Source organism: Actinoplanes sp. NPDC026670 (assembly GCF_040638175.1).
Lineage (GTDB): Bacteria > Actinomycetota > Actinomycetes > Mycobacteriales > Micromonosporaceae > Actinoplanes.
This window is the reverse complement of the sequence record NZ_JBEZXU010000016.1, coordinates 113,632-137,872: the sequence shown is the minus strand read 5'-3', so window position 1 is coordinate 137,872 and position 24,241 is coordinate 113,632. Positions and strand designations below refer to the sequence as shown.

At 71.7% G+C, this 24,241-nt stretch carries 19 protein-coding genes; 11 read left to right on the top strand and 8 right to left on the bottom strand.

Features of this window, described 5'->3' with window-relative positions:
* Positions 1-292: 292 nt before the first annotated feature.
* Complete coding sequence (locus tag AB0E94_RS17870) at positions 293-3,619, bottom strand: BTAD domain-containing putative transcriptional regulator (protein ID WP_360327316.1); 3,327 nt, start codon at positions 3,617-3,619, stop codon at positions 293-295.
* A 67-nt stretch (positions 3,620-3,686) separates the two neighbouring features.
* Here AB0E94_RS17870 and AB0E94_RS17865 point away from each other — a divergent pair, with 67 nt between their 5' ends.
* The 4 genes from AB0E94_RS17865 to AB0E94_RS17850 all read left to right on the top strand — a co-directional run bounded on the left by AB0E94_RS17865 (position 3,687) and on the right by AB0E94_RS17850 (position 6,504).
* Positions 3,687-4,346 carry an alpha/beta fold hydrolase gene (locus AB0E94_RS17865; RefSeq protein WP_360327314.1) on the top strand — a complete coding sequence of 220 codons (660 nt, stop codon included), beginning with the start codon at positions 3,687-3,689 and terminating at the stop codon, positions 4,344-4,346.
* Positions 4,347-4,415: 69 nt separating this feature from the next.
* Positions 4,416-4,847: a DUF393 domain-containing protein gene (locus AB0E94_RS17860; RefSeq protein WP_360327312.1), complete on the top strand. Its 432-nt coding sequence runs from the start codon at positions 4,416-4,418 to the stop codon at positions 4,845-4,847.
* A 39-nt stretch (positions 4,848-4,886) separates the two neighbouring features.
* The gene (locus AB0E94_RS17855) at positions 4,887-5,513 is read left to right on the top strand and encodes a DUF5819 family protein (RefSeq protein WP_360327311.1); all 627 of its coding nucleotides are present in this window, start codon (positions 4,887-4,889) and stop codon (positions 5,511-5,513) included.
* Positions 5,503-6,504: an HTTM domain-containing protein gene (locus tag AB0E94_RS17850; protein WP_360327309.1), complete on the top strand. Its 1,002-nt coding sequence runs from the start codon at positions 5,503-5,505 to the stop codon at positions 6,502-6,504. Before AB0E94_RS17855 ends, AB0E94_RS17850 begins: the two co-directional genes overlap by 11 nt.
* A gap of 16 nt (positions 6,505-6,520) precedes the next feature.
* Here the strand turns inward: AB0E94_RS17850 and AB0E94_RS17845 are convergent, their stop codons facing one another.
* From AB0E94_RS17845 to AB0E94_RS17830, 4 genes are all read right to left on the bottom strand, one after another.
* Positions 6,521-8,497, bottom strand: a complete 1,977-nt coding sequence (locus AB0E94_RS17845; protein ID WP_360327308.1) for a DUF4153 domain-containing protein — start codon at positions 8,495-8,497, stop codon at positions 6,521-6,523.
* Between the two features lie 150 nt (positions 8,498-8,647).
* Positions 8,648-10,153, bottom strand: a complete 1,506-nt coding sequence (locus tag AB0E94_RS17840) for a tripartite tricarboxylate transporter permease (protein WP_360327306.1) — start codon at positions 10,151-10,153, stop codon at positions 8,648-8,650.
* Positions 10,153-10,596 carry a tripartite tricarboxylate transporter TctB family protein gene (locus tag AB0E94_RS17835; RefSeq protein ID WP_360327304.1) on the bottom strand — a complete coding sequence of 148 codons (444 nt, stop codon included), beginning with the start codon at positions 10,594-10,596 and terminating at the stop codon, positions 10,153-10,155. The genes AB0E94_RS17840 and AB0E94_RS17835 overlap by 1 nt, the downstream gene beginning before the upstream one ends.
* Entirely contained in the window at positions 10,597-11,598 is a 1,002-nt protein-coding gene (locus tag AB0E94_RS17830; RefSeq protein WP_360327303.1) for a tripartite tricarboxylate transporter substrate-binding protein, read from the bottom strand.
* A 90-nt stretch (positions 11,599-11,688) separates the two neighbouring features.
* Between AB0E94_RS17830 and AB0E94_RS17825 the strand changes: the two genes are divergently transcribed.
* From AB0E94_RS17825 to AB0E94_RS17815, 3 genes are all read left to right on the top strand, one after another.
* Positions 11,689-11,991 carry a hypothetical protein gene (locus tag AB0E94_RS17825; RefSeq protein WP_360327302.1) on the top strand — a complete coding sequence of 101 codons (303 nt, stop codon included), beginning with the start codon at positions 11,689-11,691 and terminating at the stop codon, positions 11,989-11,991.
* Positions 11,988-13,526 (top strand): hypothetical protein, encoded by a 1,539-nt coding sequence (locus tag AB0E94_RS17820; protein ID WP_360327300.1) that lies wholly within the window; start codon positions 11,988-11,990, stop codon positions 13,524-13,526. Before AB0E94_RS17825 ends, AB0E94_RS17820 begins: the two co-directional genes overlap by 4 nt.
* A gap of 72 nt (positions 13,527-13,598) precedes the next feature.
* Complete coding sequence (locus AB0E94_RS17815) at positions 13,599-15,104, top strand: multicopper oxidase domain-containing protein (RefSeq protein ID WP_360327298.1); 1,506 nt, start codon at positions 13,599-13,601, stop codon at positions 15,102-15,104.
* Between the two features lie 64 nt (positions 15,105-15,168).
* On the opposite strand, the gene AB0E94_RS17810 is transcribed toward AB0E94_RS17815, so the two are convergent.
* The 3 genes from AB0E94_RS17810 to AB0E94_RS17800 form a co-directional block, all read right to left on the bottom strand.
* Positions 15,169-16,275, bottom strand: coding sequence for an aromatic ring-hydroxylating dioxygenase subunit alpha (locus AB0E94_RS17810; RefSeq protein WP_360327297.1), 1,107 nt, complete (start codon positions 16,273-16,275; stop codon positions 15,169-15,171).
* Between the two features lie 11 nt (positions 16,276-16,286).
* Positions 16,287-18,686: an FAD-dependent oxidoreductase gene (locus AB0E94_RS17805; RefSeq protein WP_360327296.1), complete on the bottom strand. Its 2,400-nt coding sequence runs from the start codon at positions 18,684-18,686 to the stop codon at positions 16,287-16,289.
* A gap of 120 nt (positions 18,687-18,806) precedes the next feature.
* Complete coding sequence (locus tag AB0E94_RS17800; protein WP_360327294.1) at positions 18,807-19,583, bottom strand: IclR family transcriptional regulator; 777 nt, start codon at positions 19,581-19,583, stop codon at positions 18,807-18,809.
* 146 nt (positions 19,584-19,729) lie between these two features.
* Here AB0E94_RS17800 and AB0E94_RS17795 point away from each other — a divergent pair, with 146 nt between their 5' ends.
* From AB0E94_RS17795 to AB0E94_RS17780, 4 genes are read left to right on the top strand one after another with little or no spacing between them, the layout of a single operon-like run.
* Positions 19,730-20,818 (top strand): FAD-dependent oxidoreductase, encoded by a 1,089-nt coding sequence (locus AB0E94_RS17795; RefSeq protein WP_360327293.1) that lies wholly within the window; start codon positions 19,730-19,732, stop codon positions 20,816-20,818.
* Complete coding sequence (locus AB0E94_RS17790) at positions 20,818-21,159, top strand: bifunctional 3-phenylpropionate/cinnamic acid dioxygenase ferredoxin subunit (protein ID WP_360327292.1); 342 nt, start codon at positions 20,818-20,820, stop codon at positions 21,157-21,159. The genes AB0E94_RS17795 and AB0E94_RS17790 overlap by 1 nt, the downstream gene beginning before the upstream one ends.
* On the top strand, positions 21,156-22,814 hold the full coding sequence (gene betA, locus AB0E94_RS17785) for a choline dehydrogenase (RefSeq protein ID WP_360327291.1): 1,659 nt from the start codon (positions 21,156-21,158) through the stop codon (positions 22,812-22,814). The genes AB0E94_RS17790 and betA overlap by 4 nt, the downstream gene beginning before the upstream one ends.
* Positions 22,811-24,238, top strand: coding sequence for an aldehyde dehydrogenase family protein (locus tag AB0E94_RS17780; protein WP_360327289.1), 1,428 nt, complete (start codon positions 22,811-22,813; stop codon positions 24,236-24,238). The genes betA and AB0E94_RS17780 overlap by 4 nt, the downstream gene beginning before the upstream one ends.
* Positions 24,239-24,241 lie beyond the last annotated feature (3 nt).

Below are 24,241 nucleotides of genomic sequence, written 5' to 3'. Positions count from 1 at the left end.
CCGCCGAGTCCACAAGATCGAGACGAGATGGTGCGAAGCGGCGCGGCACGGCACGGGAAGCGGCATGGCACGGGAAGCGGCGCGGCGCGGCACGGCACGGCACGGCGCGGCGCGGCACGGCGCGGCACGGCACGGCACGGCACGGCGCAGCACGGCACGGCACGACGCGGCACGGCACGACGCGGCACGGCACGGCACGACGCGGGAAGCGGCGCGGCACAGGAAACGGCGCGGCACGGCACGGCACGGGAAACGGCGCGGCACGGGATGCGGCGCGGCACGGCGCGTGGGGTCAGTTGGTCTGGTCGAGGAACAGGGTGGCGCCGCAGACCGCGAACAAAGTGCGCGCCTGGTCTAGCTCGTGGCTGGCCGCGGCGCTCTGCCCGGCGGCGGTGAGGGCGGTCGCCAGGTGCAGGTGGGCGCGGCCGGCCATCAACCGGTCACCGGCGGCGGCGAACAGGCCGGCGGCGGTTCGCGCATGGGTGGCGGCGGCCTCGGCGTCCACGGCGCGCAGGGCGTGGGACCGGGCCAGCGCGGCCAGGCCGGCCCGGCGCGGGGTGGACCAGATCGCGACGTCGGCTGCGGCCCGGTCGGCCCAGGTCGCGGCGGTGTCCGGGCGGTCCTGGGCGGCCCAGGCCAGGGCGAGGGTCTCGTACAGGGTGGCACGCATGGTCGGGGTGGACCGGTACTCCTCGGTGCCGGCCAGCAGGGTGGTGCAGGCGGCCGGGTCACCGGTGTGCAGGCAGGCGTTCGCGAGCGCCTGGGCGGCCACCTGCGTGGTGTAGTCGGGGCGGCGGCCGGCCAGGGCCAGGGCCTCCTCGCCGGCCCGGTGCGCGAGTTTCACGTCGCCGGTCAGCAGGGCCAGGGTGGACTCCCTGGTCAGGACCAGGCTCATCATCGTGTCGGTGCCGGCCAGGGTGGTCGCCTCGCGGGCGTCGTCGACGCTGCGGGCGGCCGCCTGAAGATCGCCGTGGGCCAGGTGCACCCCGGCGACCAGCAGGTGCAGGCCGTGCATCACGTACATCTGGCCGGTGGCCCGGGCCAGGCCGACCGCCCGGTCCATGTGCCGGGTCACGTCGTCCATCCGTTCGTAGACCGCCTCGGCGGTGGCCAGCCAGGCGAGCATGTGCAGCATCCGGATGGCCGTGCCGTCCGGCATGGCGTCGACCAGCGCGGTCGCCTCGGTGAGCCGGGCCGCGGTGGTGGCGTCCCACGCGTCGTCGGCCTGGTCGGCGAGGACGCACTGGAGCAGCGCGTCGGCGACCAGCGGCGGGGAGTCCGCGCGCCGGGCGGCGGCCAGGGCGCGGCGGGACCAGCCGGGTTCGCCCGGCACGCGCGGCTGCAGGTGTGCGGCGGCCAGCGCGACAAGCAGGGTCGCGGCGGCCGGGCCGTCCGGGTCGGTGACCCGGGACAGTTCCGCGCGGAGCAGGGCGTCCGCCTCCCGGTGGCGGCCGAGCATCCGTTCGATGCCGGCGCACGAGCCGGTCAGCCGGGCCCGGTCCAGGGTCACCTCGGGTGGCATGGCCTCGCGCAGGCGGTGCAGCACGTCCCGGCTCTCGGCGAGGCGGCCGCTGATCGCGAGGCTCTGCGACCGCAGGGCGAGCAGCGGCAGGGCCAGGTGCGGCTGGCCGTCGGGGACGATCCGCAGCGCCACGCCGAGCCAGTGCGCGGCGGTCCCCGGGCTGCTGTGCAGGGTCTCGGTGGCGGCCCGTTGCAGCACGCCGGCGGCGGCCAGGTCACCGCGCCGGGCCGACGACTCGACGTGCCGGGCCTGCTCGGGCGCCGGCGCCCCGGCCTCGGCCAGGGCGGCCGCCACCCGGCCGTGCGCGGTCACCCGCCAGCCGGAGCCGGCGGTGTCGTAGGCGATCCGGCGGAGCAGCGGATGCCGGAACCGGACGTGGCCGGTGCGCGGGACCGGCCGGAGCAGGTCGCGGTCGGCCAGAGTGTCCAGCGCCCGGGCCACCTCGTCCTCGGGCAGGCCGGCGGCCGCCGCGATCAGCGCCAGATCGGCCTGGTCGCCGACCACGGCGGCGGCCTGCGCGACGGTACGCCCGGAGTCGCTCAGCCCGTCGAACTCGCCCCGCAGCGCCTGCCCGCCGTCGCCGGCGCCGGCCCCCGCGCGGGCCAGCGCGAGCAGGTAGAGCGGGTTGCCGCCGCCGGCCGCGTACAGCTCGTGGCGCCTGTCGTCGCTCAGTTCCTCGGGGAGCAGCGGTTCGGCTTCGGCGGCGGAGAGCGGGCCCAGCTCGACGAGGGCCGCCGTGTCGTCGTGGATCGCCCGGCCGGCCGCCGCCCGGAGACGGCCCCGCAGCTGTCGCGGCCGGTAGGCGGCGGCCACCACGACCCGGCCGCGGGGCGGGTGCCGCAGCAGGTGGGCGATCAGCTCGGCCGAACCCGGGTCGGCCCAGTGCAGGTCGTCGAGGACGAGGACCAGCCCGGACCGTACGGCCAGGGTTTCCAGCAGTGCGCGGAAGGCCCGGAACAGCAGGAACCGTTCGGCCTCCAGGGTGCGGCGGGCGGTGGTCCGCTCCCCCGGCTCGCCGGGCATCGGCAGGATCTCGGCGAGCAGCGCCCGGTCGGTGTCCGGCAGCACCGCGAGCAGCGCCGGATCGGCCCGGGACAGGTGGTCGGCGAGGGCGTCGACCACCACGGCGTACGGCACCTGCTGCTCGAACTCGGCGGCCCGCCCGCACAGCGCCGTCCACCCGGACCGTTGCGCGCGGGCCGACAGCTCGGCCAGCAGCCGGGTCTTGCCGATGCCGGGATCACCGGCGACCAGCGTGACGCCCGGCGCGGACAGGCGCCGGAGCAGGACGGCGAGTTCCCGGGTGCGCCCGGCGAGCGCCGGGCCGTCACCGGCCGGCGGGAGGCCGGCGTGTTCGCGGGCGGGGGTCAGGGCGGCGTCGTGCCGGAGCATCGCCGCTTCCAGGTCGTGCAGCGCCGGCCCCATGTCGATGCCGAGCTCGGTGTCGAGGACCCGCCGCGCCCGGCGGACCACGGCCAGCGCGTCGGCCTGCCGGCCGGTCCGGTAGAGGGCGAGGACCAGTTGCGCCTGGATCTGCTCGTCGTACGGGTGCCGGCCGGCCAGCTCCTGCAACTCGGGCACGAGGCCGGCGTGTTCGCCGAGCGCGAGCCGGGCCTCGGTCAGCGCCCGGCGGCCCTCCAGTTCCAGGCCGGCGAGGCGACGGGCCTGTTCGGCCAGCCACGGCACCTCGGTCACGTCCTGGAGCGGGCTGCCACGCCAGAGGGCGAGCGCGGCCCGCAACGGCTCGGCGGCGCGGGCCGGGTCGGCGGCGCCCAGTCCGGTGTGGATCAGCCGTTCGGCGGCGGCCACGTCGCTGGCGTCGCCGTCGAGGTCGAGCAGGTAGCCGGGTGGGCGGGACACGATCGCGGCCCGGGCGCCGAGCACGCGGCGCAGGTAGGAGACGTGGCTCTGCACGGTGTTGAGCGCGGTGGCCGGCGGCCGGTCACCCCAGACCAGGTCGATCAGGCGGTCGGCGCCGACGGTGCGGCCCGCGTTCAGCGCCAGCACCGACAGGATCGCCTTGCGCCGCAGGCCCGGGACCGGCCGGGCCTCCTCGCCGTCGTGGACGTCCACCGTGCCGAGAAGGCGCACCCGCATGCGCGGCACACTACACATCGACGTCGAAGAATCGGCACGCGTACCCCGTACCCCATGGAGGTCCTTGATGCATCTCGCCCTGGCCGCTGTCCTCAGCCTCGCCTGGCTGGCCGTCCCGGAGGCGCGAAGCGCCGAGCCGGTCGTCCTGGTGCACGGCTGGGCGGGCACGCCGGAGAACATGTCGGCGATGCGCGACGCCTTCGTCGCGGCCGGCCATCCGACCTGGGTGATCGACCTGCCCGGGGAGGAGAACGTCGCGAACGCGAATGCGATCGCGGCCCTGGTCGCCGACGTGCGGGCGGAGACCGGGGCGGCCACGGTCAGCCTGGTCGGGCACAGCATGGGCGGCCTGTCGGCGCGGTATTTCCTCAAGCGGCTGGGCGGCGCCGCGGTGGTCCGCACCTATGTCTCGATGGGCACCGCGCAGCAGGGTTACCTGCCCGGTTGCCTGCTGCGGCCGGACGAGGGCGGGCAGATGTGCCCGGGCAGCGCGTTCCTGCGTGACCTGAACGAGGGCGACGACACCCCCGGCGATGTCGCGTATTCGACGTTCCGCAGCTCGCAGGAGAACGCCCGCAACGTGCACCTGGACGGCGGCGCGTGCTTCCTGGTGATCCCGAACGTCGTGCACTCCGGGCAGCCCAGGTCGCCGCTGTTCATCGAGGCGGCGCTGACCGCGGTCGGTGGCGGCTGCCCCGGGTCCTTCGTGGACGATCCGGTGCGCTGAGCGCGGGCCGGCGGATTTCACGCTTCCGGCTGCGCGTGTCCGTACCGCAAAAGGGATAAAGTTCCCGGCATGGCCACGCCTACCTTCGTATACGACGGTGACTGCGCGTTCTGCAGCAGCTGCGCCCGGTTCATCGAGCGCCGGATCCCGACCCGCGCCCGCCTGGTCCCGTGGCAGTTCACCGACCTGGCGGCGCTGGGTCTGACCAGCGCGGAGTGCGAGCAGGCGGTGCAGTGGGTGGGCGACACCCGGGCGGCCGGGCCGGATGCGTTCGCGCTGCTGCTGCGGGACGCCGGACGGCTGTGGCAGGCGCCCGGGACAGTGTTGCAGTGGGCCCCGGTGCGGCTGGTGGCCTGGCCGGCGTACCGCTGGATCTCCCGGCACCGGCACATGCTGCCCGGCGGCACCGCGGCCTGCTCACTGCCACAGGCGGAGCGGGACCGGATGATCGACACGCCGCCGAAAGAACGTATTACGCCGTTTATCACTGATTTGGGCTGACCATCGGGCGGTAAACCCGATGGAAGGCGGAAAACCGAAGTGCGGCAACGGTACGGAGAACTCGACGACAAGCGACTACGTGTGGCCAAGGGGGCCGTCGCCGGGCTGTGCGCGGCCGTCGCCCTGGCCCACGTGCTGCTGGTGTTCCTGCACGTGGCGCCGTCGAACCCGGTCTCCCAGCGCTACGAGAAGCAGATCAACGCCTGGATCAACCCGTACTTCGAGCAGAACTGGCTGCTCTTCGCGCCCAACCCGGAACCCAACCGGACCTACGTCTACGCGCGGACCGGCTGGGACACCCCGGACGGCGGCCACGACACGAGCGACTGGCTCGACATCACCGCCGGCGACGACGACGCGATCACCCACAACCCCTATCCCAGCCGTACGAACCAGAGCATGCTCCGCCGCGCGTGGAGCGCCTACGAGTGGGCGCACGGCGACAGTGACGTGTCCGAGAACGAATGGGCGCAGCTCCGGGCCGAGTATCTGCGCAACATCGCCGTGCAGCGGGCCACGCCGCTCAGCCCGCACCCGTTCCAGGTGATCCGCCTGAAGGTCGTGACGGAACCGATCACGGTGCCCGGCGACACCCCGGAGACCGACTCGACCGAACCCGTGACCAGGATCCTGCCCTGGTGGAATGTGACGTCCGATGGCAGTTGACCAGACGCCCCTCGTCGTTCCGGCGCCGGCCCCGGACGAGACCGGCAGACCTCCCGGCCGTTTCGAGCGGCTCTACGGCCGCCTCACCGAACGTCCGTTCTCGCTGTACGCCACCGCGTTCCTGCGCATCGGTTACGGCCTGCTGTTCCCGATCATCCTGTTGCGGGAGTTCCCGAACCGGCACATGATCTGGGGCCCGGAAGCAGCGTGGAGCGCCGACCTGGCCCGCCGCATGTTCGACCAGAACGGCTGGTTCAGCGTCCTCACGCTCTCCGACGACCCGTTCTACTTCGAACTGTGCTACCTCGCGGCGATCCTCGTCAGCGTGCTGTTCATGCTCGGCTGGCACACCCGGGTGACGTCCGTGCTGTTCGCCGTCGCGGTGGTCTCGTTCTACTCGCGCGCCGTGCTGATGAGCGACGGCGGCGACAACCTGATGGTCCTGATGGTCATGTACATGATGTTCACGGCGTGCGGGCGGCGATGGTCGCTCGACGCGCGGCGCAAGGGGACGGCCGGGCCACGGCCGGGCTTCCGCGAGTTCGTCGTGACCGTCCTGCACAACTGCGCGCTGTTCGTGATGATGGCCCAGATGTGCATCCTGTACGGGGCCGCCGGCCTCTACAAGGTGCAGGGCGAGACGTGGGGCGCCGGAACGGCCCTGCACTACGTGTTCAAACAGGACCTGTTCCGGCCGTGGCCGGCGCTGTCCGACTTCCTCGACGGCCACCACGTGATGATCGCGCTCGCCTGCTACATGACCGTGCTGGTGCAGGTGGCCTTCCCGTTCAGCCTGTTCAGCAAGCTGAAGTACGTCGTGCTGCCCATCCTGATCGGCATGCACCTGGGCATCGCCTTCCTGATGGCGCTGCCGATGTTCTCCGCCGTGATGGTCCTGTCGGACCTGGTCTTCCTGCCGGACCGCTTCTACCGGTGGGCGGCCCGCACCGGCCGGCGGCTGCTGCGGCGGGACCCGGCCCCGTCGGTGTGACGGGGCCGGGCCAGCGCTAGCGCGTCTTGGGCAGGTCGAACTGGTCGGCGCGGCGGCAGTCCTTCTGATTGCCGACCGCGCCCGGACCGAGGCTCTTCAGCGCCTCCCGGGCCCGGGCCCGGCCCAGGTTCCACGCGTACCAGGGGTCGGGCTCCTTCAGGTCGTCGGCGATCCAGCTCAGCGTGCACCGCCGGACCGGATCGGGCAGCCTGGTCAGCGCCGGGGTCGCGTCGGCCGACAGCGCCCGCAGGTACCAGGCGTCGATCTTGCCGGTCGCCTCGTAGCGGACCGCGTTACGGCTGGCCACGTAGCCCTCCGGGTCGAGGACAGCCAGGCCCAGCAGCATCACCACGGCCAGGCCCACGGTCGCCTGCGGGATCCAGCGGCCCTTCCAGGTGATGCCGGCCACCGCGATCAGCACGAACACCGTGCCGAGCAGCAGCTCCAGCGACATCACGAAGATCCGCTCACCGGTGAAGCTGTAGACCCGCTGGTACGCCCACATGCGCGACAGCGCGGACGCCACGATCACCACGCTCAGGGCGCACAGCAGGCCCAGCAGCACGCGCAGCAGGATCCGCTCGATCCGCTGTTCCCGTTTCGCCCAGCGGGCCAGGGCCGCGAGCACCGCCAGCGACAACAGGGTGACCGCCGCGAGCTGCCAGAAGCCGCTGCGGGCGTACTCGGCGTAGCTCAGGCCGGACGTCTTCAGCACGTGCCGGGCGCCGCCGAACAGCACGGTGAACTGGACCCCCACGAAACCGGCGAACAGCAGCACCAGCGCGAACGAGGCGGGCGCCCACTCGACCAGGCCGAACCGGCCCCGGCCCGGAGTGTCCATGCCGGACGTGACGGGCGGCGCCGACAGCGTGTAGATGCCGGAGACGGCGAGCAGGCCACCGAGGGCGCCCAGGAAGAGCCACTCGAAGACGGTGCCGGTCTCGAAGTCCGGCACCACGTCGTCGAGCAGCGCCGAGAACGCGACGTCGGCCGAGGACAGCAGGCCACCGAAGACGAGCAGGATCACGATCGTCAGGATCGCGGAGAAGACGACCCGGCCGGCCATCCCCGGGTTGCGGCCCGAGGATTGCAGGTGGTTGCGGACCCACGGCAGGCCGCGGAACGCCGCGTACGGGGCGGCGAACAGGCTGAACAGGATCGACCTGACCTGCCTGCCGCCGACGATCGCCAGGGTGGCGCAGCCCAGCGCGCCCAGCACACTGAAGGTCACCAGCCACCAGGCGTTCCGGAACGCCGGGACCAGCAGCAGGGCCAGCGCAGACGCGGTCCAGCCGATCCGGGTCCAGCGGTCGGTGCGGGACATCTCGCCGGCCTTACGGACCGCGGCGACCACACCGGCGGTCAGCGCGAGCGCCGCCAGGAACCAGCCGATGCCGACCCGGCCCAGCGGCAGGAACGCGACGAAACCGAGCGCGCCGGCCAGCACACCGGCGGGCACGGCACGGCCGCGGGCCGCTTTCGGGCCGGGCCAGTTCTTGTCCCGGAACTTCTGCCAGGTCGACGGGGGCAGCGGCTCGTAGCCGGCGTAGGGACCGGCCAGCGGCGTCATCCGGCTGACCGGAACGGGCCGGTCCGGCGCCGGGCTGCCCGGGGGTGTGGGCGTGCTCTGGCCGGCCGCTCCCGCGTCGGCCGGGCCAGACTTCGCCGCACCTTCCGTTCTGCCAGATTTCTCCGGCTCAGCCTTCTTCTCGACGGCCGGCGTCTTCTCCTCGGCCGGCGTTTTCTGCTCGGCCGGCGTGACCTTGGGCTGCGGCGCGGGCGTCGAAGCGGCGGGCGGCGCGGTCAGGGCGACGGGCGGCGATGCGGCAGGCGCGGCAGGTGCGGCGGCGTCCGGCGGCGAGGCCACCGGCAGCATCGGTACGAACAGCGCGTACCCCCGCGTGCCGGACGGGATCTGCACCGGAATCGCCCACGCGGGCGCACCCTCGGGCCCCGGCCAGACGATCGACGGGATCGCGTCCGTCGAGGGCATGACGAGGATCTGGGGCGGTGGGGCTTCCGACGGTTTTCGTTGTTCAGGCGGCGGCTCGGACACGGGACCCCCTCGATTGATCGGTCCGCACACTGTAGGGCTCCCACGCCAATACGTCTACGTTGGGACGGTCCCGTTCCGCCGCGACGATCAGTCGTCCTCGGTGAACACCTCCTCGCGCCGCCGCCGGATCGCCGGGAGAGCCGCCACGACCAGCGCCGACAGGGTGAGGAACAGCAGCACCGCCGAGATCGGCCGGGTGACGAAAACCGACGGGTCACCCCGCGAGATGATCAGCGCCCGGCGCAGGTTCTCCTCCAGCAGCGGCCCGAGGACGAACCCGAGCAGCAGCGGCGCCGGCTCGCACCCGCACTTGATCAGCACGTAGCCGAGGATCCCGAAGAAGGCGATCGCGTAGACGTCGTACGCGTTGAACGACAGCGAATAGGTCCCGATGACGGCGAACAGCACGATCATCGGGAACAGCACCTGGTACGGGATCCGCAGCATCCGCACCCAGATCCCGATCAGCGGCAGGTTGAGCAGCACGAGCAGCACGTTCCCGATCCACATCGACGCGATCAGGCCCCAGAACAGCGCCGGCTCCTCGGTGATCACGTTCGGGCCGGGCGTGATGCCGTGCACGATGAACGCCCCGACCATCAGCGCCATCACCGGATGGGCGGGCAGGCCGAGGGTGAGCAGCGGGATGAACGACGTCTGCGCGGCCGCGTTGTTCGCCGACTCGGGACCGGCCACCCCCTCGATCGCGCCGTGCCCGAACTCGGCGCGCCGCTTCGAGATCCGTTTCTCCACCGCGTACGAGGTGAACGACGCCAGCACGTGCCCGCCGCCGGGCAGCACCCCGAGGGCCGCGCCGAGCCCGGTGCCCCGCAGGATCGGCCCGATGATGCGCCGCCGGTCCTCGCCGGTCGGCCAGAGGTTCGTGACGCCGCCGAGCGGGGCCGGGCGGTCGCGTTCGTTCTCCAGGTTGCGCAGGATCTCGGCGATGCCGAACATGCCGACGGCGACCGACACGAAGTCGATGCCGCCGTAGAGCTCCCGCTGCCCGAACACGAACCGCGGCGTGCCGGTGTAGATGTCCTGGCCGACGGTGCCGAGCAGGATGCCGAGGGCGATCATCGCGAGCGCCTTCAGCGCCGAGCCGCGGGCCAGCGCGATCGACACGATCAGGCCGAACAGCACGAGCGCGAAGTAGTCGGCCGGCCCGAACTTCAGCGCCACCTCGGCGAGCGGCGGGGCGGCGACGGCCAGCACCACGGTGGCGACCGTGCCGGCGAAGAACGACCCGATCGCGGCGGCGGCCAGCGCCGGCCCGGCTCGCCCCTGACGGGCCATCTCGTGGCCGTCGAGCGCGGTGACCGCGGCCGACGACTCGCCGGGCAGGTTGATCAGGATGGCCGTGGTGGAGCCGCCGTACTGGGCGCCGTAGTAGATGCCGGCCAGCATGATCAGCGCGGTGACCGGCTCGAATCCGAAGGTGATCGGCAGCAGCATCGCCACCGTGGCGGTCGGCCCGATGCCGGGCAGCACGCCGACCGCGGTGCCGAGCAGCACCCCGGCGAAGCAGTAGAGGACGTTCTCCAGCAGGAACGCGGTGGAGAAGCCGAGGACCAGGTTGTCGAGGAGCTCCATCACCAGCCCCAGAGCGGGACACGGAGCTGGAGCCCGACCACGAAGATCAGGGTGGCCGCCAGGGTCAGCCCGGCCGACACGGCCACCGCCACGAGCGGCCGGACCCGCCGGCTCGCGAACGTGGTGAGCAGGGCGGTCACCATCGAGGTCGGCACGAACCCGAGCCGCCTGACGAAGACGCCGAAGAACACCACCGCGGCCAGGATGAGCAGCACGGCACGCCACGGCACCGGCCCGAACGTGATGTCGTCGGCGGCGATCAGCCCCTTGATCACGATCGCCAGGCCGAGCACGGCGACCACCCCGCCGATCAGCAGCGGGAAGTAGCCGGGCCCCATCCGCAGCAGGGTCCCCCGGTCGTAACCGAGGGACCCGGCCGCGAACAGGCCGCCGATCAGGACGAAGATCCCGCCGGCGAGCAGATCCGGGAAGGCGCGGCGCATCTACGAGGCCTTGACGCCGGCGTCGGCGATGACCTTGCCCCAGGTCGCGATCTGCTCCTGGAGGTGGGCGCGATGTGCCTCGGGGGTGGCGTCGGCGGCCGGCACCGGGGCGGTGCCGAGCTTGGCCATCTGCTCGACCACGGCCGGGTCGGCCAGGGCCGTGGTCAGGGCGCCGGACAGTTTCCGTACCACCTCGTCAGGTGTCCCGGCCGGGACGTAGAGGCCGTGCCAGACGCTGACCTGGAGTTGCGGCATGCCGGCCTCGGTCGTGGTGGGCAGGTCGGGCAGGTTCTTCACCCGTTCCGGGGTGGTGACCGCGTACGCCTTGACCTTGCCCGCGGTGATCTGCCCGGTGGTGTTGGTGGTCTGGTCGCACATGACGTCGACCTGCCCGCCGACCAGGTCGGTCAGCGCCGGGCCGGTCCCCTGGTAGGGCACCTCCTGGAGTTTCACCCCGGCCGCCGACTGGAGGAGCAGGCCGCACAGGTGCGAGGCGGCGCCGATCCCGGCGTTGGCGAGGGTGACCGTGCCGGCGTTCGCCTTCAGGTACGCGGTCAGGTCGGCGAACGTGGCGGGCGCGAAGTCCGGCCGCGCGACCACCGTCATCGGCACCTCGGTGACCAGGCCGATCGTCGCGAAGTCCGCGAGCGGCTGGTAGGGCAGGTCCTTGTAGAGGGCGGGCGCGGTGGACATGCCGATGTGGTGCATGAGCACGGTGTAGCCGTCCGGCTGGGCGGTGGCGACCTGGCCGGCGGCGACGGTTCCGCCGGCGCCCTCGACGTTCTGCACGACGATCCGGCCGCCGAGGGCCTTCGCCATCGGGTCGGCGATCATCCGGGTGACGGTGTCGGTCGGCCCGCCCGCACTGAACGGGACGACGATGGTGATGTTCTGGTCCGGGTACCCGCCGCCTTCGCCGGCGCCGCCGTCGCCCGAGCACGCGGCGACGAGCGAGACTGCGGTGAACGCGGCGATCAATCTGGGCACGGTGCTGGGTCGCATGTCCTGACCTCTCTGTCGGTGACTCCCCCTCGATGTCGATCCATTGACGAACGTATATCAACTAGGGCGGCAGGCGTTACGATCCGTGCCGTGCAGGTCGATGCGGACGAATTGCGGGACGCGGCGCGGGCTTTACGGGACGGCGCCGCAGAGGGCCTCCGGAAGGCAGCCGATCGGGTACGGATCCCCGAGCAGCAGTTCGGTGTGGAGGCCGCGTTCGACAGGTACACCACGGCGGTCCCGTACCGGGCGCTCGCCGCCGCGGTCGAGGAGGAGCTGCGCGTTCTCGAACAGGCCGCGCGCGAGCTGGCCGACGCCCTGGAACGCACCGCCGCGGACTACCGGCACGCCGACGAACGGGCGGCGCACCGGCTGGGCGGCGGGCCCCGATGACCGGCGACGAACTGCGGGCGTTGCGGCACGAGCAGGGCAACATCCGGGAGGCGTACGGGCCGTGGGGCGCCGACGATCTGGCCGCGGGCTGCCGGGCCGGGGCACGGGTGCCCGGTTTCGGCGGCGACCCGGGCACCCTCGACGACATCGCCCGCAACCTGACCGAGGTACGCCGGATCGCGGCCCGTGCCGGTGAGGTCGTCGGCGGGCTGCGCGACCGCGGGGTCGCCACCGGCTGGGCCGGGGACACCCAGGTCGAGGCGGCCGAGGCCGTGGAGGCGCTGTTCTCCGCCGTGCACGGGCTGCTGGACACGCTCGGTGATCTTCCGGGGCGCCTGGACGCGTACCGCATGATGATCGAACACTGGGGAGGCGCGGACCTGGCCGCGGCCGACGACCTGGACGATGTCGCGGCGCAGGCCGCGCGGATGACCGCGCTGACGTATCTGCCGGACCCGTCCGGCTACGACGCCGGGCTGATGGCCGCCCTGCACGAGCGGGCGGTGCGGGCGATCGACGACCGGGTGACCGGCCATCACGTGGTCGCCGAGACCGGCCGTGAGCTGGCCTCCCACCTGCGGGACCGGGCCGCTCAGGCGCGCGGGCGGCGGATGGCCGGCTCGCCGCTGAGCACGCTCGACGAGGTGATGCTGACCGAGGCCGGCAGCGACTGGCGGTCGGCGGACCCCGGTGTGCTGACCCCGTCGCAGGCCGGGCGGGCGGCCGCGGCGCTGAACCGGCTCAGCGACGCCGACCGGCAGGTCATGCTCGGGCTGCTGCGCTCGGCGGTCTCCCCGGAACAGCGCGCGTACCTGATGAAAGCGCTGGCCGCCGGATACCCGGTCGCGGACGTCGCCGGGTTCAACGCCATGATCGCCGCGCACGGCGACGACGGGCCGTGGCTGGCGGCGCGGCTCGGGCCGTTCGAGATGGACTCCGGGCCGGGCGTGCCGGCCGGGCCCGGCTGGTCCCAGGAGCAGCTCCCGACCTGTGTGGCGGCGTCGACCATCGCCGCGCGGGCCGCCGTCGACCCGGTCTACGCGTTGCAGCTGACCACCGGCGGGCGGCCGGGCGATCCGGCGCACGACAACCCGGCCGCCTTCCGGGACCGGTGGCGGGCCGAGCAGCTGCGGATCTACGACGACGGGCGGGACCTGATCCAGAAGATCGCCGGCTCGGACGGGATGACGTCGGGGCAGTCGGCCGCGATCGCCGGCGAGCAGATCGGAGCGCGTACCGGCGTGGTCTATCACAACGAGGACCTGGCCGGCCCGGGCAGCCGGTCGGACATGCTGCCGCGGATCGAGGCCGCAGTCGACGACGGCCATCCGGTGCCGGTCACCACCCGCTCGGACGGCTCCGCCCACCAGCTGATGATCATCGGACATCAGGGCGACGAGCTCCAGATCTACAACCCCTGGGGCGACACCTACTGGGTCAGCAAGGACGCCTTCGCCGACGGCGACATCAGCAACGGCGACCCCGGCCTGCCGCGCACACCGACCTCGGTGCGGCTTCCGGTCGCTTTCAGCTAACACTCAGATACACACGCTCCGCCCAGGAATCCCTCAGGGTCCTACCAAGATCCACATTGAACCTCTCGGTCCATGACACACACCCACCGCAGCCCGAGCCGGATCAGCCGCCGGCACGTCCTCGCCGGGACGTTCGGCATCGGCGCCGTCGCGGCCCTCGCCCGGATCGGTATCGGCACCTCCTTCGCCGAGGAGACCACCGAGGCCGTCACCCTTGCCACCGCGGCCGGCGGCACGCTCCCCATCCCCGACCTGCTGGCCGCCACCGACGAGGACGGCGTCTCGGTCTACGCCCTCGACGCGCAGACCGGCACCAACACCACCCTGGTCAGCGGCAAGACGATCAGCACGGCCGGCTACAACGGAACCTTCCTCGGCCCGACCATCCAGCTCACCGACGGTCAATCGGTACGGTTCGACGTCACCAACAACCTCGGCGAGGAGACCACCGTCCACTGGCACGGGCTGCACATCGCCCCATCCAACGACGGCGGGCCGCAGAACACCATCGAGGACGGCGCCACCTGGTCCCCGGCCACCACCGTCAACCAGGGTGAGGCGTGCACGCTCTGGTACCACCCGCACGGACTGGGCACCACCGCCGACCAGGTGGCGCTCGGCCTGGCCGGGATGATGATCATCGACGACGGCTCGGACGCCAACGCGGCCCTACCCCACGACTACGGCGCCGACGACATCCCGATCATCATGCAGTCCACCGCGGTCACCACGGCCGGAGCGTTCGCCACCGCCAACAACAACTTCACCGCCTCCACCTCCACACTGAAGTTCCTGGTCAACGGGATGAGCGCGACCGACGAGACGCCGACGCTGGAGGTCGCCTACGGCCGGGTGCGGCTGCGCCTGCTGAACGCCTCACTCACCGACAGCATCACGATCGCCCGGTCCGACAGCGCGAGCTTCACCCAGGTCGCCAGCGACGCCGGGCTGCTCGCCGAACCGATCTCGATCACCAGCCTGCGGATCAGCCCCGGCGAGCGCGCCGAGATCGTCCTCGACCTGACCGCCGCCGACGACGCGGTGAAACTGCAGGCCACCGTCCGCAACACCACGAACGGGACCCGCTACACGGCGTCCATGCTGTCGGTCACCAGCACCGCCACGTCGGCCGCCGACGACCTGCCGGACACCCTCAACACGATCACCGACATCGACGCGACCGACGCCACCACCCGGACGTTCACCCTGAGCAACAGCGGCGCGAGCATGCTGATCAACGGGATCGCCGGAACCACGATGGACATCATGGACGCCAACGCGGTGATGACCACGCTCGGCGCCATCGAACAGTGGACGATCACCAACAGCAGCACGAACATCTACCACAACTTCCACCTGCACGACGTGCCGTTCCAGATCGTCTCGGTGGCCGGCGCCGCCCCGACCGGCGCCAACACGGCCTGGCGGGACACCATCGAGGTCGCCCCGGGCACCAGTGTGGTGATCAAGATGCAGTTCACCGACTACGCCGACAACGAGTACATGTACATGCTGCACTGCCACAACGTCATCCACGAGGACGACGGCATGATGCTCGCCCTGATGGTCATGTCCTGACCCCGGGCCGGCTCTCGCCGCTGTCTCGGGGGGCCGGAGACAGCGGCGAGAGCCAGCCGGGTCGTCAGACGCCCAGGCGGGTGGTCACCCAGTCGTGGAAGGCGCCGATGTGATGCTCCGACGGGACCAGGACTCCGCCTCGGGCGTAGGCGCGGGAGCTCATCGCCGGCTGGCAGCGTTCGCACGCGTCGAAGTCCTGGACGTTGACCCGGTGGAACAGTTCCACCGAGCGGGACACGTCCCGGCCGGACGCGACCACCTCGTTGGAGTAGAGCCAGTCGCATTCGACGATGGTGCGGTCGGCGGCCACCGGGTACATCCGGTGCAGGATGATGTGGTCGGGGACCAGGTTGACGAAGACCTGCGGCTTGATGGTGATCGCGTAGTAGCGCCGGTCCTGGTCGTCGGTGACGCCGGGGAGCTTCTCGAAACCCTCCGACCCGTCGACGGTGAATCCCTGGATGCCGCTGCCGAACTCGGCGCCGTGCCCCACGTAGTACTGGGCGGCGTACCCGTCGGCGAACTCCGGCAGCACCTCCACCAGCTCCGGGTGGATGGTCGCGCAGTGGTAGCACTCCATGAAGTTCTCGACGATCAGTTTCCAGTTGGCCTTCACGTCGTAGGTGATGCGCCGCCCGACCTGGAGGGTGTCGATCTCGTAGGAGTCGATCGCCGACAGCGCCCCGAGCCGTTCGGTGACGGCGCCCATCACGTCGTCCTCGAAGGCGGGCGGCTCGTCGGCGAGGCACACCCACACGTACCCGATCCATTCCCGCAGGTGCACGTTGACCAGGCCGTACTCGACCCGGTCGATGTCCGGCATCTTGGTCAGGTTGGGGGCGGCGATGAGTTTGCCGTCGAGGCCGTACGTCCACGCGTGGTACGGGCACTGGAACGCCCGCTTCACCTCGCCGCTCTCCTCGGTGCACAGTTTCGCGCCCCGGTGCCGGCAGATGTTGAGGAACGCGCGCAGCGAGCCGTCCCGCCCGCGGACGATGAGGACGCTCTCCCGCCCGATCTCCACCGACTTGAAGCTGCCCGGGCCGGGCAGGTCGGCGGCGCGGACCGCGCAGAACCACATGGTCTCGAAGATCCGCGACTGTTCGAGCGAGAAGATCGTCGGGTCGGTGTAGTAGTGGCCGGGAAGAGTGGGGATGAGACTGGCGGTCACGGCTGACACCTCTATTTGCGAATGCGTTCCATCTTCGGGTCGAACAGCGGCTCGGCCGCCACGGTCGCCGGGAGCCGCTCGCCGAAGTACTCGACGTCGACGGCGGTGCCCGGCACTGACAAACCGACGGGGAGCCATGCGTACGCGACGGTGCGGCCGATGGTGTATCCGTAGGACGCGCTGGTGACGTACCCGACCGGGGCGCCACCGGCGAAGACCGGTTCCTTGCCGAGCACGACGGCGGCCGGATCGTCCAGCGTGAAACAGGTCAGGCGCCGATCAGCCGGACGGGAGGCGAGAGCGGCCCGCCCGATGAAGTCGCCCTTGTCCATCCGGACGGCGAAGTCGAGCCCGGCCGACACCGGATCGTGCTCGGTGGTCATGTCGGTGCCCCACGACCGGTAGCCCTTCTCGAGGCGCAGGCTGTTGAAGGCGCTGCGCCCGGCCGCGGCGATCCCGTGCGCCTGCCCGGCCGCCCACAGCGTGTCCCAGAGCCGCAGCCCCAGCTCAGCGCTGGTGTAGATCTCCCAGCCGAGCTCGCCGACGTAGGACAGCCGCATCGCGGTGACCGGGACCTCGCCGATGAAGGCCTGCTGCGCCCGGAAGTACTTGAGGGCGTCGTTGGAGAAGTCGGTGCGGGTCAGCGGCTGCAGCACGTGCCGGGCGAGCGGTCCCCACAGCCCGATGCAGCAGGTCCCGCCGGTGATGTCGCGGATCTGGACGCTGTCCGGCGCGTGCTGCCGCATCCAGTCCTCGTCGAGCGGCCCGTTCGCGCCGACCTGGAAGACCTGCGGTCCGAGACGCGCCACGGTCAGGTCGCTGCGGATCCCGCCGTCAAAACCGAGCATCAGCGTGTACGTGACCGAGCCGACCGATTTGTCGAGATTGTTGGTCGTCAGGTACTGGAGGAACTCGAGCGCCCCGGGCCCGGAGACCTCGAGCCGCTTGAGGGGAGTCATGTCGAACATCGCCACGCGTTCCCGGGTGATCCGCGCTTCGGTGGCGGCGATCGGCGACCAGTAGCGGGCCGACCAGTCGTCCCGCTCCGGCACCTCGGCCGGGGCGTTGGCGGTGTACCAGTAGGGCCGTTCCCAGCCGGCGCCTTCCAGGAAGACGGCGCCGAGGGCCTGCTGCCGTGGGTGGAACGGGCTGGTCCGCAGCGGGCGCGGACGTTCCATCGGCTGCAACGGGTGCACTATGTCGTACACCTCGATGAAGTTCTGTTTCGCCCGCTCCTCGACGTAGTCCGGCGCGAGCTGCACCTGCTCGAACCGGTGCAGGTCGGCCTCGTGCAGGTCGATGCCGGGCTGGCCGTCGACGAGCCATTCGGCGAGCGAGCGGGCGACACCGGCCGAGTGGGTGACCCAGACGGCCTCGGCGACCCAGAATCCGGCGAGCTCGCGGTGTTCGCCGATGAGTGGGAACCCGTCGGCGGTGAACGAGAAGATGCCGTTGATCCCCTCCTCGACCGCGGTGCCGGCCAGATCGGGCAGGAGGTCGGCGCTCTCCCGCCAGGCCGGCTCGAAGTCCTCGGGGGTGAAGTCGAGGACACTGGGCATGGGGGCTTCGCCGAAAGTAAAGGCCGGCATGGGCCGGTGCCCGTAGTAGCCGATGCCGATCCGGTCGCCGTGTTCCCGGTAGTAGAGATCCTGGTCCTGGTGGCGGAGGATGGGCCTGCTCGCCTCCAGGACCAGGTCGTTGAGGCCGGCCATGGCGGGGACCGGGCCGGTCTTGGCGTACTGATGGGCGAGCGGCAGCAGCGGGATGGTGAGGCCGACCATCTCGCCGATCTTCGGTCCCCAGAACCCGGCCGCGCAGACGACGACCTCGGCCGGGATGAACCCGCGGTCGGTCTCGACGCCTGTCACCCGCCCGTCCTGCCGCCCGACGCCGGTGACGGTGTGCTCGCCGAGGAAGCGGGCGCCGCGTTCCATCGCCCGCCGGGCCTGGGCCTCGACCGCGCGGACGGCTTTGGCCAGCCCGTCGGTCGGCACGTGGAAGCCGCCGAGGATCTTCGCCGGATCGAGGAGGGGGTGCAGGGCGGCGCATTCCGCCGGGCTGAGCAGCGCGCCCTCGACGCCCCAGGACGTGGCCAGGCCGTGCTTGCGTTTGAGGTCGTGCCAGCGGGCCTCGGTGGTGGCCACCTCCAGGCCGCCGACCTGCCGGAAACACCACTGCCCGTCGAGGGTGAGGGCGCTGAGCTTCGCCACGGTGTACGCGGCCAGCTCGGTCATGGTCTTCGACGGGTTCGTCTGGAAGACCAGGCCGGGCGCGTGCGAGCTGGAGCCGCCGGGGGTGAACAGCGGGCCCTGGTCGACCACGGTGACGTCGGTCCAGCCGCGTTCGGTGAGCTCGTCGGCGAGGGCACTGCCGACGACACCGGCGCCGATGATGACAACACGAGGGTTCATGGCAGTCCTTGTGTTCACAGAGCCTGCGTTTCACAGAGCGCAACACCGCTTGGAATACGCAACAGCTTCAACGAACGGCGGGACCGGCGTCAAGGCATCGACTGTTAAACCTGCGGTCGTTTACGGAACCCAGCCCATCCGGCCGCTCACCTCGTCGGCTGCGGCGATCACCCGCTGCGCGATCGACGGGAAGGCGGACCGGGTCAGCCGGTACGCCGGGCCGGACACGCTGATGGCGGCGATCACCGTGCCGTCGGCGCCCCGGATCGGCGCGGCGACGGCGTTGAGGCCCACCTCGTACTCCTCGGCGGTGGAGGCCCAGCCGGCCGCGCGCACCTCGTCGAGTTCGGCGGCGAGCGCGGCCTCGCCGGTGAGAGTGGCGACGGTGAACCGCTCGGGCGGCTCGGCGAACACCGCGGCCCGCACCCCGGAGGGCGCGTGGGCCAGCAGGACCTTGCCGCTGGAGGTGGCGTGCAGCGGGGTCTGCCGGCCGACCCAGTTGTGGCTGGTGACCGAGGCGGCGCCGCGGCTCTGGGTGATGTTGACGGCCCGGTTGCTGTCGAGGATCGCGATGTTGACCGTCTCGCCGAGGTCGGCGGCGAGCCGGTCGCTGGCGTCGTGGCCCTGCCGGCTCAGGTCGAGCTGCGCGGTGACCGCGCCGGCCAGCCGGACCACCCCGAGGCCGAGGCGGTACGTGCCGCGGTCCTGGGCCTGCTCCACGAAGCCCCGCGCTTCCAGGGCTGCGAGCAGGCGAAACGCGGTGGATTTATGGACGCCGAGCTCTTTGCCGATCTCGGTGACACCCGCCGCACGGCGGCGTGCCAAGATTTCGAGGATGCTCAATGCCCGATCGACGGACTGGACGAGCGCCGGACCAGACTCGCGTTCGTTGCTCATAGCGCAACAATAAGGCCTCAGTTTCCGGAAAGTTGCAAGACGTGACGGCTCGGTGTCGCACTCTTGACTATCGATCAAGGTCCCGGGCAATCTGTTGCGGATCTCAGCAGCTGTTTCGTTTTGCACAACGACAGGCGGTCGTTTGCGTGGAGAAAGTCGCGATTGTCGGGGCGTCCCTGGCCGGCCTTGCCGCCGTCCGTGCCCTGCGCCGACAGTCCTTCGCGGGCGAGATCGTCGTCGTCGGCGGCGAACTCCATCAGCCGTATGATCGCCCGCCGCTCTCCAAGGACTTCCTGACCGGCGCGGTCACGGCCGCCGACCTGGCGCTCTCCCCCGCCGACGAGGACCTCGGCGCGGACTGGCGGCTGGGCGTCACCGCGACCGGTTTCGATCCGCACACCAGGGCCGTTCACCTGGACACCGGCGAGGTGCTCCAGGCCGACGGCGTGGTGATCGCGACAGGCGCCCGGGCCCGGCCGATCGAGCACCTCGGAGTCCACACTCTCCGCACTCTGGACGACGCGATCGTCCTGCGCGACGCGCTGCGGCAGACCGGCCGCCTGGTCGTGATCGGGGCGGGGTTCATCGGGGCCGAGGTCGCGTCCAGCGCCCGGAAACTCGGCTGGGACGTGACAGTCGTCGAGTCGCTGCCCACTCCCCTGGCCGGACAGCTCGGCGCCGAGATGGGCGAGATCGTCGCCCGCCTGCACGGCGACCACGGCGTCCGGCTGCGGACCGGCCTGCCGGTGAGCGGGCTGACCGGAACCGATCGGATCGAGGCGGTCGAGCTGGCCGACGGCACCCGGCTGCCGGCCGATCTGGTGGTGGCCGGGATCGGCGCGATCCCCAACGTGGAGTGGCTGGACAGCGCCGGCGGGCTGGCCGCCGCGACCAGCGTGCCGGGTGTGGTGGCGACCGGTGATGTCACCGGCTCCCAGCACTGGACGTTCGCCCTGGAGAACCCGGCGGCCGTGGTGGCGACCCTGCTCGGCACCGAACCGCCGGCCGCCAAGGCCCCCTACTTCTGGTCCGACCAGTACGGCGTGATGATCCAGTTCGCCGGCCACCGCGCGCCCGGTGACACCGTCCGGATCGTCGAGGGCGACCCCGAGCAGCGCAGTTTCCTCGCCGTGTACGAACGCGACGGGCAGCCGTCCGCCGTGCTGGGCCTCGATCAGCCGAAATTGTTCACCCGGTGGCGCCGTCAGCTGCGCTCCGTCCCACAGGAGGCCTGATGCTGCAACCCGTCTGCCCGCTCAGCGACATACCACCGGGCGAGGCGTACCGGTGGGCGACCGAACCGGCGGTGGCGATCTTCCACACCGAGGACGGTGAGGTGTTCGCGATCGACGACACCTGCACCCACCAGGACGCCTCGCTGGCCGACGGCTGGCTGGAGGGCTGCGAGGTGGAGTGCCCGCTGCACGCCTCCAGGTTCGACCTGCGGACCGGCCGGGTCGACGCGCCCCCGGCGAAACTCCCGGTCCGCACCCACCGGGTCGAGGTGACCGACGGGGTCGTCCACGTCGAACTCTCGAAGGAAGCACCGAACCTGCCACCCGGAGCCAAGCCATGACCAAGTACGACTTCGTGATCGTCGGCGGCGGTTCGGCCGGTTCCGCGCTCGCCGCCCGGCTCTCCGCCGACCCGCTCAACAAGGTGCTGGTGCTGGAGGCGGGCCGTCCCGACTATCCGTGGGACGTGTTCATCCACATGCCGGCGGCGCTGACCTTCCCGATCGGCAGCCGGTTCTACGACTGGAAGTACGAGTCCGAGCCCGAGCCGCACATGAACGACAGGCGGATCTACCACGCCCGCGGCAAGGTGCTCGGCGGCTCCAGCAGCATCAACGGGATGATCTTCCAGCGCGGCAACCCGCTCGACTACGAGCGCTGGGCCGCCGACCCGGGCATGGCCGACTGGGACTACGCGCACTGCCTGCCGTACTTCAACCGGATGGAGAACTGCCTGGCCGCCGACCCGGACGATCCGTACCGGGGGCACGACGGGCCACTGGTGCTGGAACGCGGGCCGGGCACGAATCCGCTGTTCCAGGCCATGCTGAAGGCGAGCGAGCAGGCCGGTTATCCGCCCACCACCGACGTCAACGGGGAGCGTCAGGAGGGCTTCGCCCTCTTCGATCGCAACATCCGGCGGGGCCGGCGTCTCTCCGCGGCGGGCGCCTATCTGCACCCGGCGATGAAAAGGCCCAATCTGACGGTACGGACCAGAGCACACGTCTCGAGAGTGCTGTTCGACGGGAACCGGGCGACCGGCGTCGAGTTCACCACCAGGCGGGGCGGTGCGCCGCACCGGGTCTACGCGAACGAGGTCATCCTCTGCGGCGGCGCGATCAACACCCCGCAGATCCTCCAGCTCTCCGGCATCGGCGACAGCGCGGAACTGTCCGCGCTCGGCATCGACCCGGTGCACCACCTGCCCGGCGTCGGCGAGAACCTGCAGGACCACCTGGAGGTGTACATCCAGTACGCGTCGACCCAGCCGGTGTCGATGCAGCCGTACCTGAAGTGGCGGCACCGGCCGTGGATCGGCGCGCAGTGGCTGTTCCTGCGCAGCGGGCCGGCGGCCACCAACCACTTCGAGGCGGGCGGCTTCGTCCGCAGCAACGACGAGGTCGCGTACCCGAACCTGATGTTCCACTTCCTGCCGATCGCGGTCCGCTACGACGGCTCGTCGCCGGCCGGCGGGCACGGCTACCAGGTGCACGTCGGACCGATGTACTCCGACGCCCGGGGCAGCGTGAAGATCCGGAGCCGGGATCCGCGCGAGCACCCGGCGCTGCGCTTCAACTATCTCTCCACCGATCAGGACCGGCGGGAGTGGGTGGAGGCGGTCCGGGTCGCCCGCAACATCCTCAACCAGGCCGCGCTCGACGAGTTCAACGGCGGCGAGACGTCACCCGGCGAGGCGGTGCAGACCGACGAGGAGATCCTCGACTGGGTGCGCCGTGAGGGCGAGACCGCGCTGCATCCGTCGTGCACGGCCCGGATGGGTGTGGACGACATGTCGGTGGTCGACCCGGGCAGCATGCGGGTGCACGGCGTCGACGGGCTCCGGGTGGTCGACGCGTCGGTGATGCCGTATGTGACGAACGGCAACATCTACGCCCCGGTGATGATGGTCGCCGAGAAGGCCGCCGACCTGATCCTCGGCAACACCCCGCTCGCCCCGGTCGAGGTGCCGTTCTTCCGGCAGGGCACCGGCCGATGACCGGGAAACGGGAGATCCGCTGCCCGGCCGACGGCAGCCTGGTCACCACGGTGACCGACGGATCCCGCGAGGAGACGATCGCGGCGATCGCCACCGCCCGGAAGGCGTTCGACGAGGGCCCGTGGCCACTCACCCCGGCGATCGAGCGGGGCGCGCTGCTGTTCCGGGTGGCCGACCTGATCGACCGGGACGCCGCCGAGCTGGCCCGCGCCGAGGCCCTGGACACCGGCAAGCGCCTGGTCGAGGCCGAGTACGACATGCAGGACGTGGCGAAGGCGTTCCGCTACTACGCGGGGATCGCCGCCACCGACGCCGGCCGGGTCATCGAGACCGGCCGCGCCGATGCGATCAGCCGGATCACCCACGAGCCGATCGGCGTCTGCGGGCTGATCACCCCGTGGAACTATCCGCTGCTCCAGACGTCGTGGAAGGTCGCCCCGGCGCTGGCCGCGGGCAACACGTTCGTCCTCAAGCCGAGCGAGCTGACCCCGTCGACGGCGATCCTGCTGCTCCGGCTGCTGGCCGAGGCCGGGCTGCCGGACGGGGTGGCGAACCTGGTGCTCGGCACCGGGCCGGAGGCGGGCGCGCCGCTGGCCGAGCACCCGGACGTGGACCTGGTGTCGTTCACCGGCAGCCTGCGGACCGGGCGGATCCTGATGGCCGCGGCCGCCGCCACGGTCAAACGGGTGGCCCTGGAACTGGGCGGCAAGAACCCGAACGTGATCTTCGCCGACGCCGACTTCGACACCTCCGTCGACTTCGCGCTGACCGCGGTGTTCCTGCACTCCGGGCAGGTCTGCTCGGCCGGCGCCCGACTGGTCGTCGAGGAGTCGATCCACGACCGGTTCGTCGACGCGGTGGTCGAGCGGGCGCAGCGGATCCGGCTGGGCGGCCCGTTCGACGCAGACGCCGAGACGGGCCCGCTGATCTCGGCGCAGCACCTGGCCAAGGTCGAGGAGTACGTGGCCGCCGGTCTCGCCGAGGGCGCGGTGCTGCGCTGCGGCGGACGGCGGCCGGACGACCCGGCGCTGTCCGGCGGCTTCTACTACCTGCCGACGGTGCTGGACGGGTGCCGGTCCGGGATGACGGTGGTCCGCGACGAGTCGTTCGGGCCGGTGCTGACCGTGGAGACGTTCACCGGCGAGGACGAGGCGGTCCGGATCGCCAACGACACCGATTACGGCCTGGCCGGGGCGGTGTGGACGAACGACGCCGGGAAGGCGCAACGGGTCGCGCAGCGGCTGCGGCACGGCACCGTCTGGATCAACGACTACCACCCGTACGTGCCGCAGGCCGAGTGGGGCGGCTTCAAGCAGTCCGGCATCGGCCGTGAGCTGGGCCCGTCCGGGCTCGACGAGTACCGCGAGACCAAGCACGTCTGGCAGAACATCGACCCCCGCCCGCAGCACTGGTTCCGCGTCTAGACA

Coding starts and splice junctions, on each gene's coding strand:
- AB0E94_RS17870 (WP_360327316.1), bottom strand. CDS start 3,619: ATGCGGGTGCGCCTTCTCGGCACGGTGGACGTCCACGACGGCGAGGAG.
- AB0E94_RS17865 (WP_360327314.1), top strand. CDS start 3,687: ATGCATCTCGCCCTGGCCGCTGTCCTCAGCCTCGCCTGGCTGGCCGTC.
- AB0E94_RS17860 (WP_360327312.1), top strand. CDS start 4,416: ATGGCCACGCCTACCTTCGTATACGACGGTGACTGCGCGTTCTGCAGC.
- AB0E94_RS17850 (WP_360327309.1), top strand. CDS start 5,503: ATGGCAGTTGACCAGACGCCCCTCGTCGTTCCGGCGCCGGCCCCGGAC.
- AB0E94_RS17845 (WP_360327308.1), bottom strand. CDS start 8,497: ATGCCCTCGACGGACGCGATCCCGTCGATCGTCTGGCCGGGGCCCGAG.
- AB0E94_RS17840 (WP_360327306.1), bottom strand. CDS start 10,153: ATGGAGCTCCTCGACAACCTGGTCCTCGGCTTCTCCACCGCGTTCCTG.
- AB0E94_RS17835 (WP_360327304.1), bottom strand. CDS start 10,596: ATGCGCCGCGCCTTCCCGGATCTGCTCGCCGGCGGGATCTTCGTCCTG.
- AB0E94_RS17830 (WP_360327303.1), bottom strand. CDS start 11,598: ATGCGACCCAGCACCGTGCCCAGATTGATCGCCGCGTTCACCGCAGTC.
- AB0E94_RS17820 (WP_360327300.1), top strand. CDS start 11,988: ATGACCGGCGACGAACTGCGGGCGTTGCGGCACGAGCAGGGCAACATC.
- AB0E94_RS17815 (WP_360327298.1), top strand. CDS start 13,599: ATGACACACACCCACCGCAGCCCGAGCCGGATCAGCCGCCGGCACGTC.
- AB0E94_RS17805 (WP_360327296.1), bottom strand. CDS start 18,686: ATGAACCCTCGTGTTGTCATCATCGGCGCCGGTGTCGTCGGCAGTGCC.
- AB0E94_RS17800 (WP_360327294.1), bottom strand. CDS start 19,583: ATGAGCAACGAACGCGAGTCTGGTCCGGCGCTCGTCCAGTCCGTCGAT.
- AB0E94_RS17790 (WP_360327292.1), top strand. CDS start 20,818: ATGCTGCAACCCGTCTGCCCGCTCAGCGACATACCACCGGGCGAGGCG.
- betA (WP_360327291.1), top strand. CDS start 21,156: ATGACCAAGTACGACTTCGTGATCGTCGGCGGCGGTTCGGCCGGTTCC.
- AB0E94_RS17780 (WP_360327289.1), top strand. CDS start 22,811: ATGACCGGGAAACGGGAGATCCGCTGCCCGGCCGACGGCAGCCTGGTC.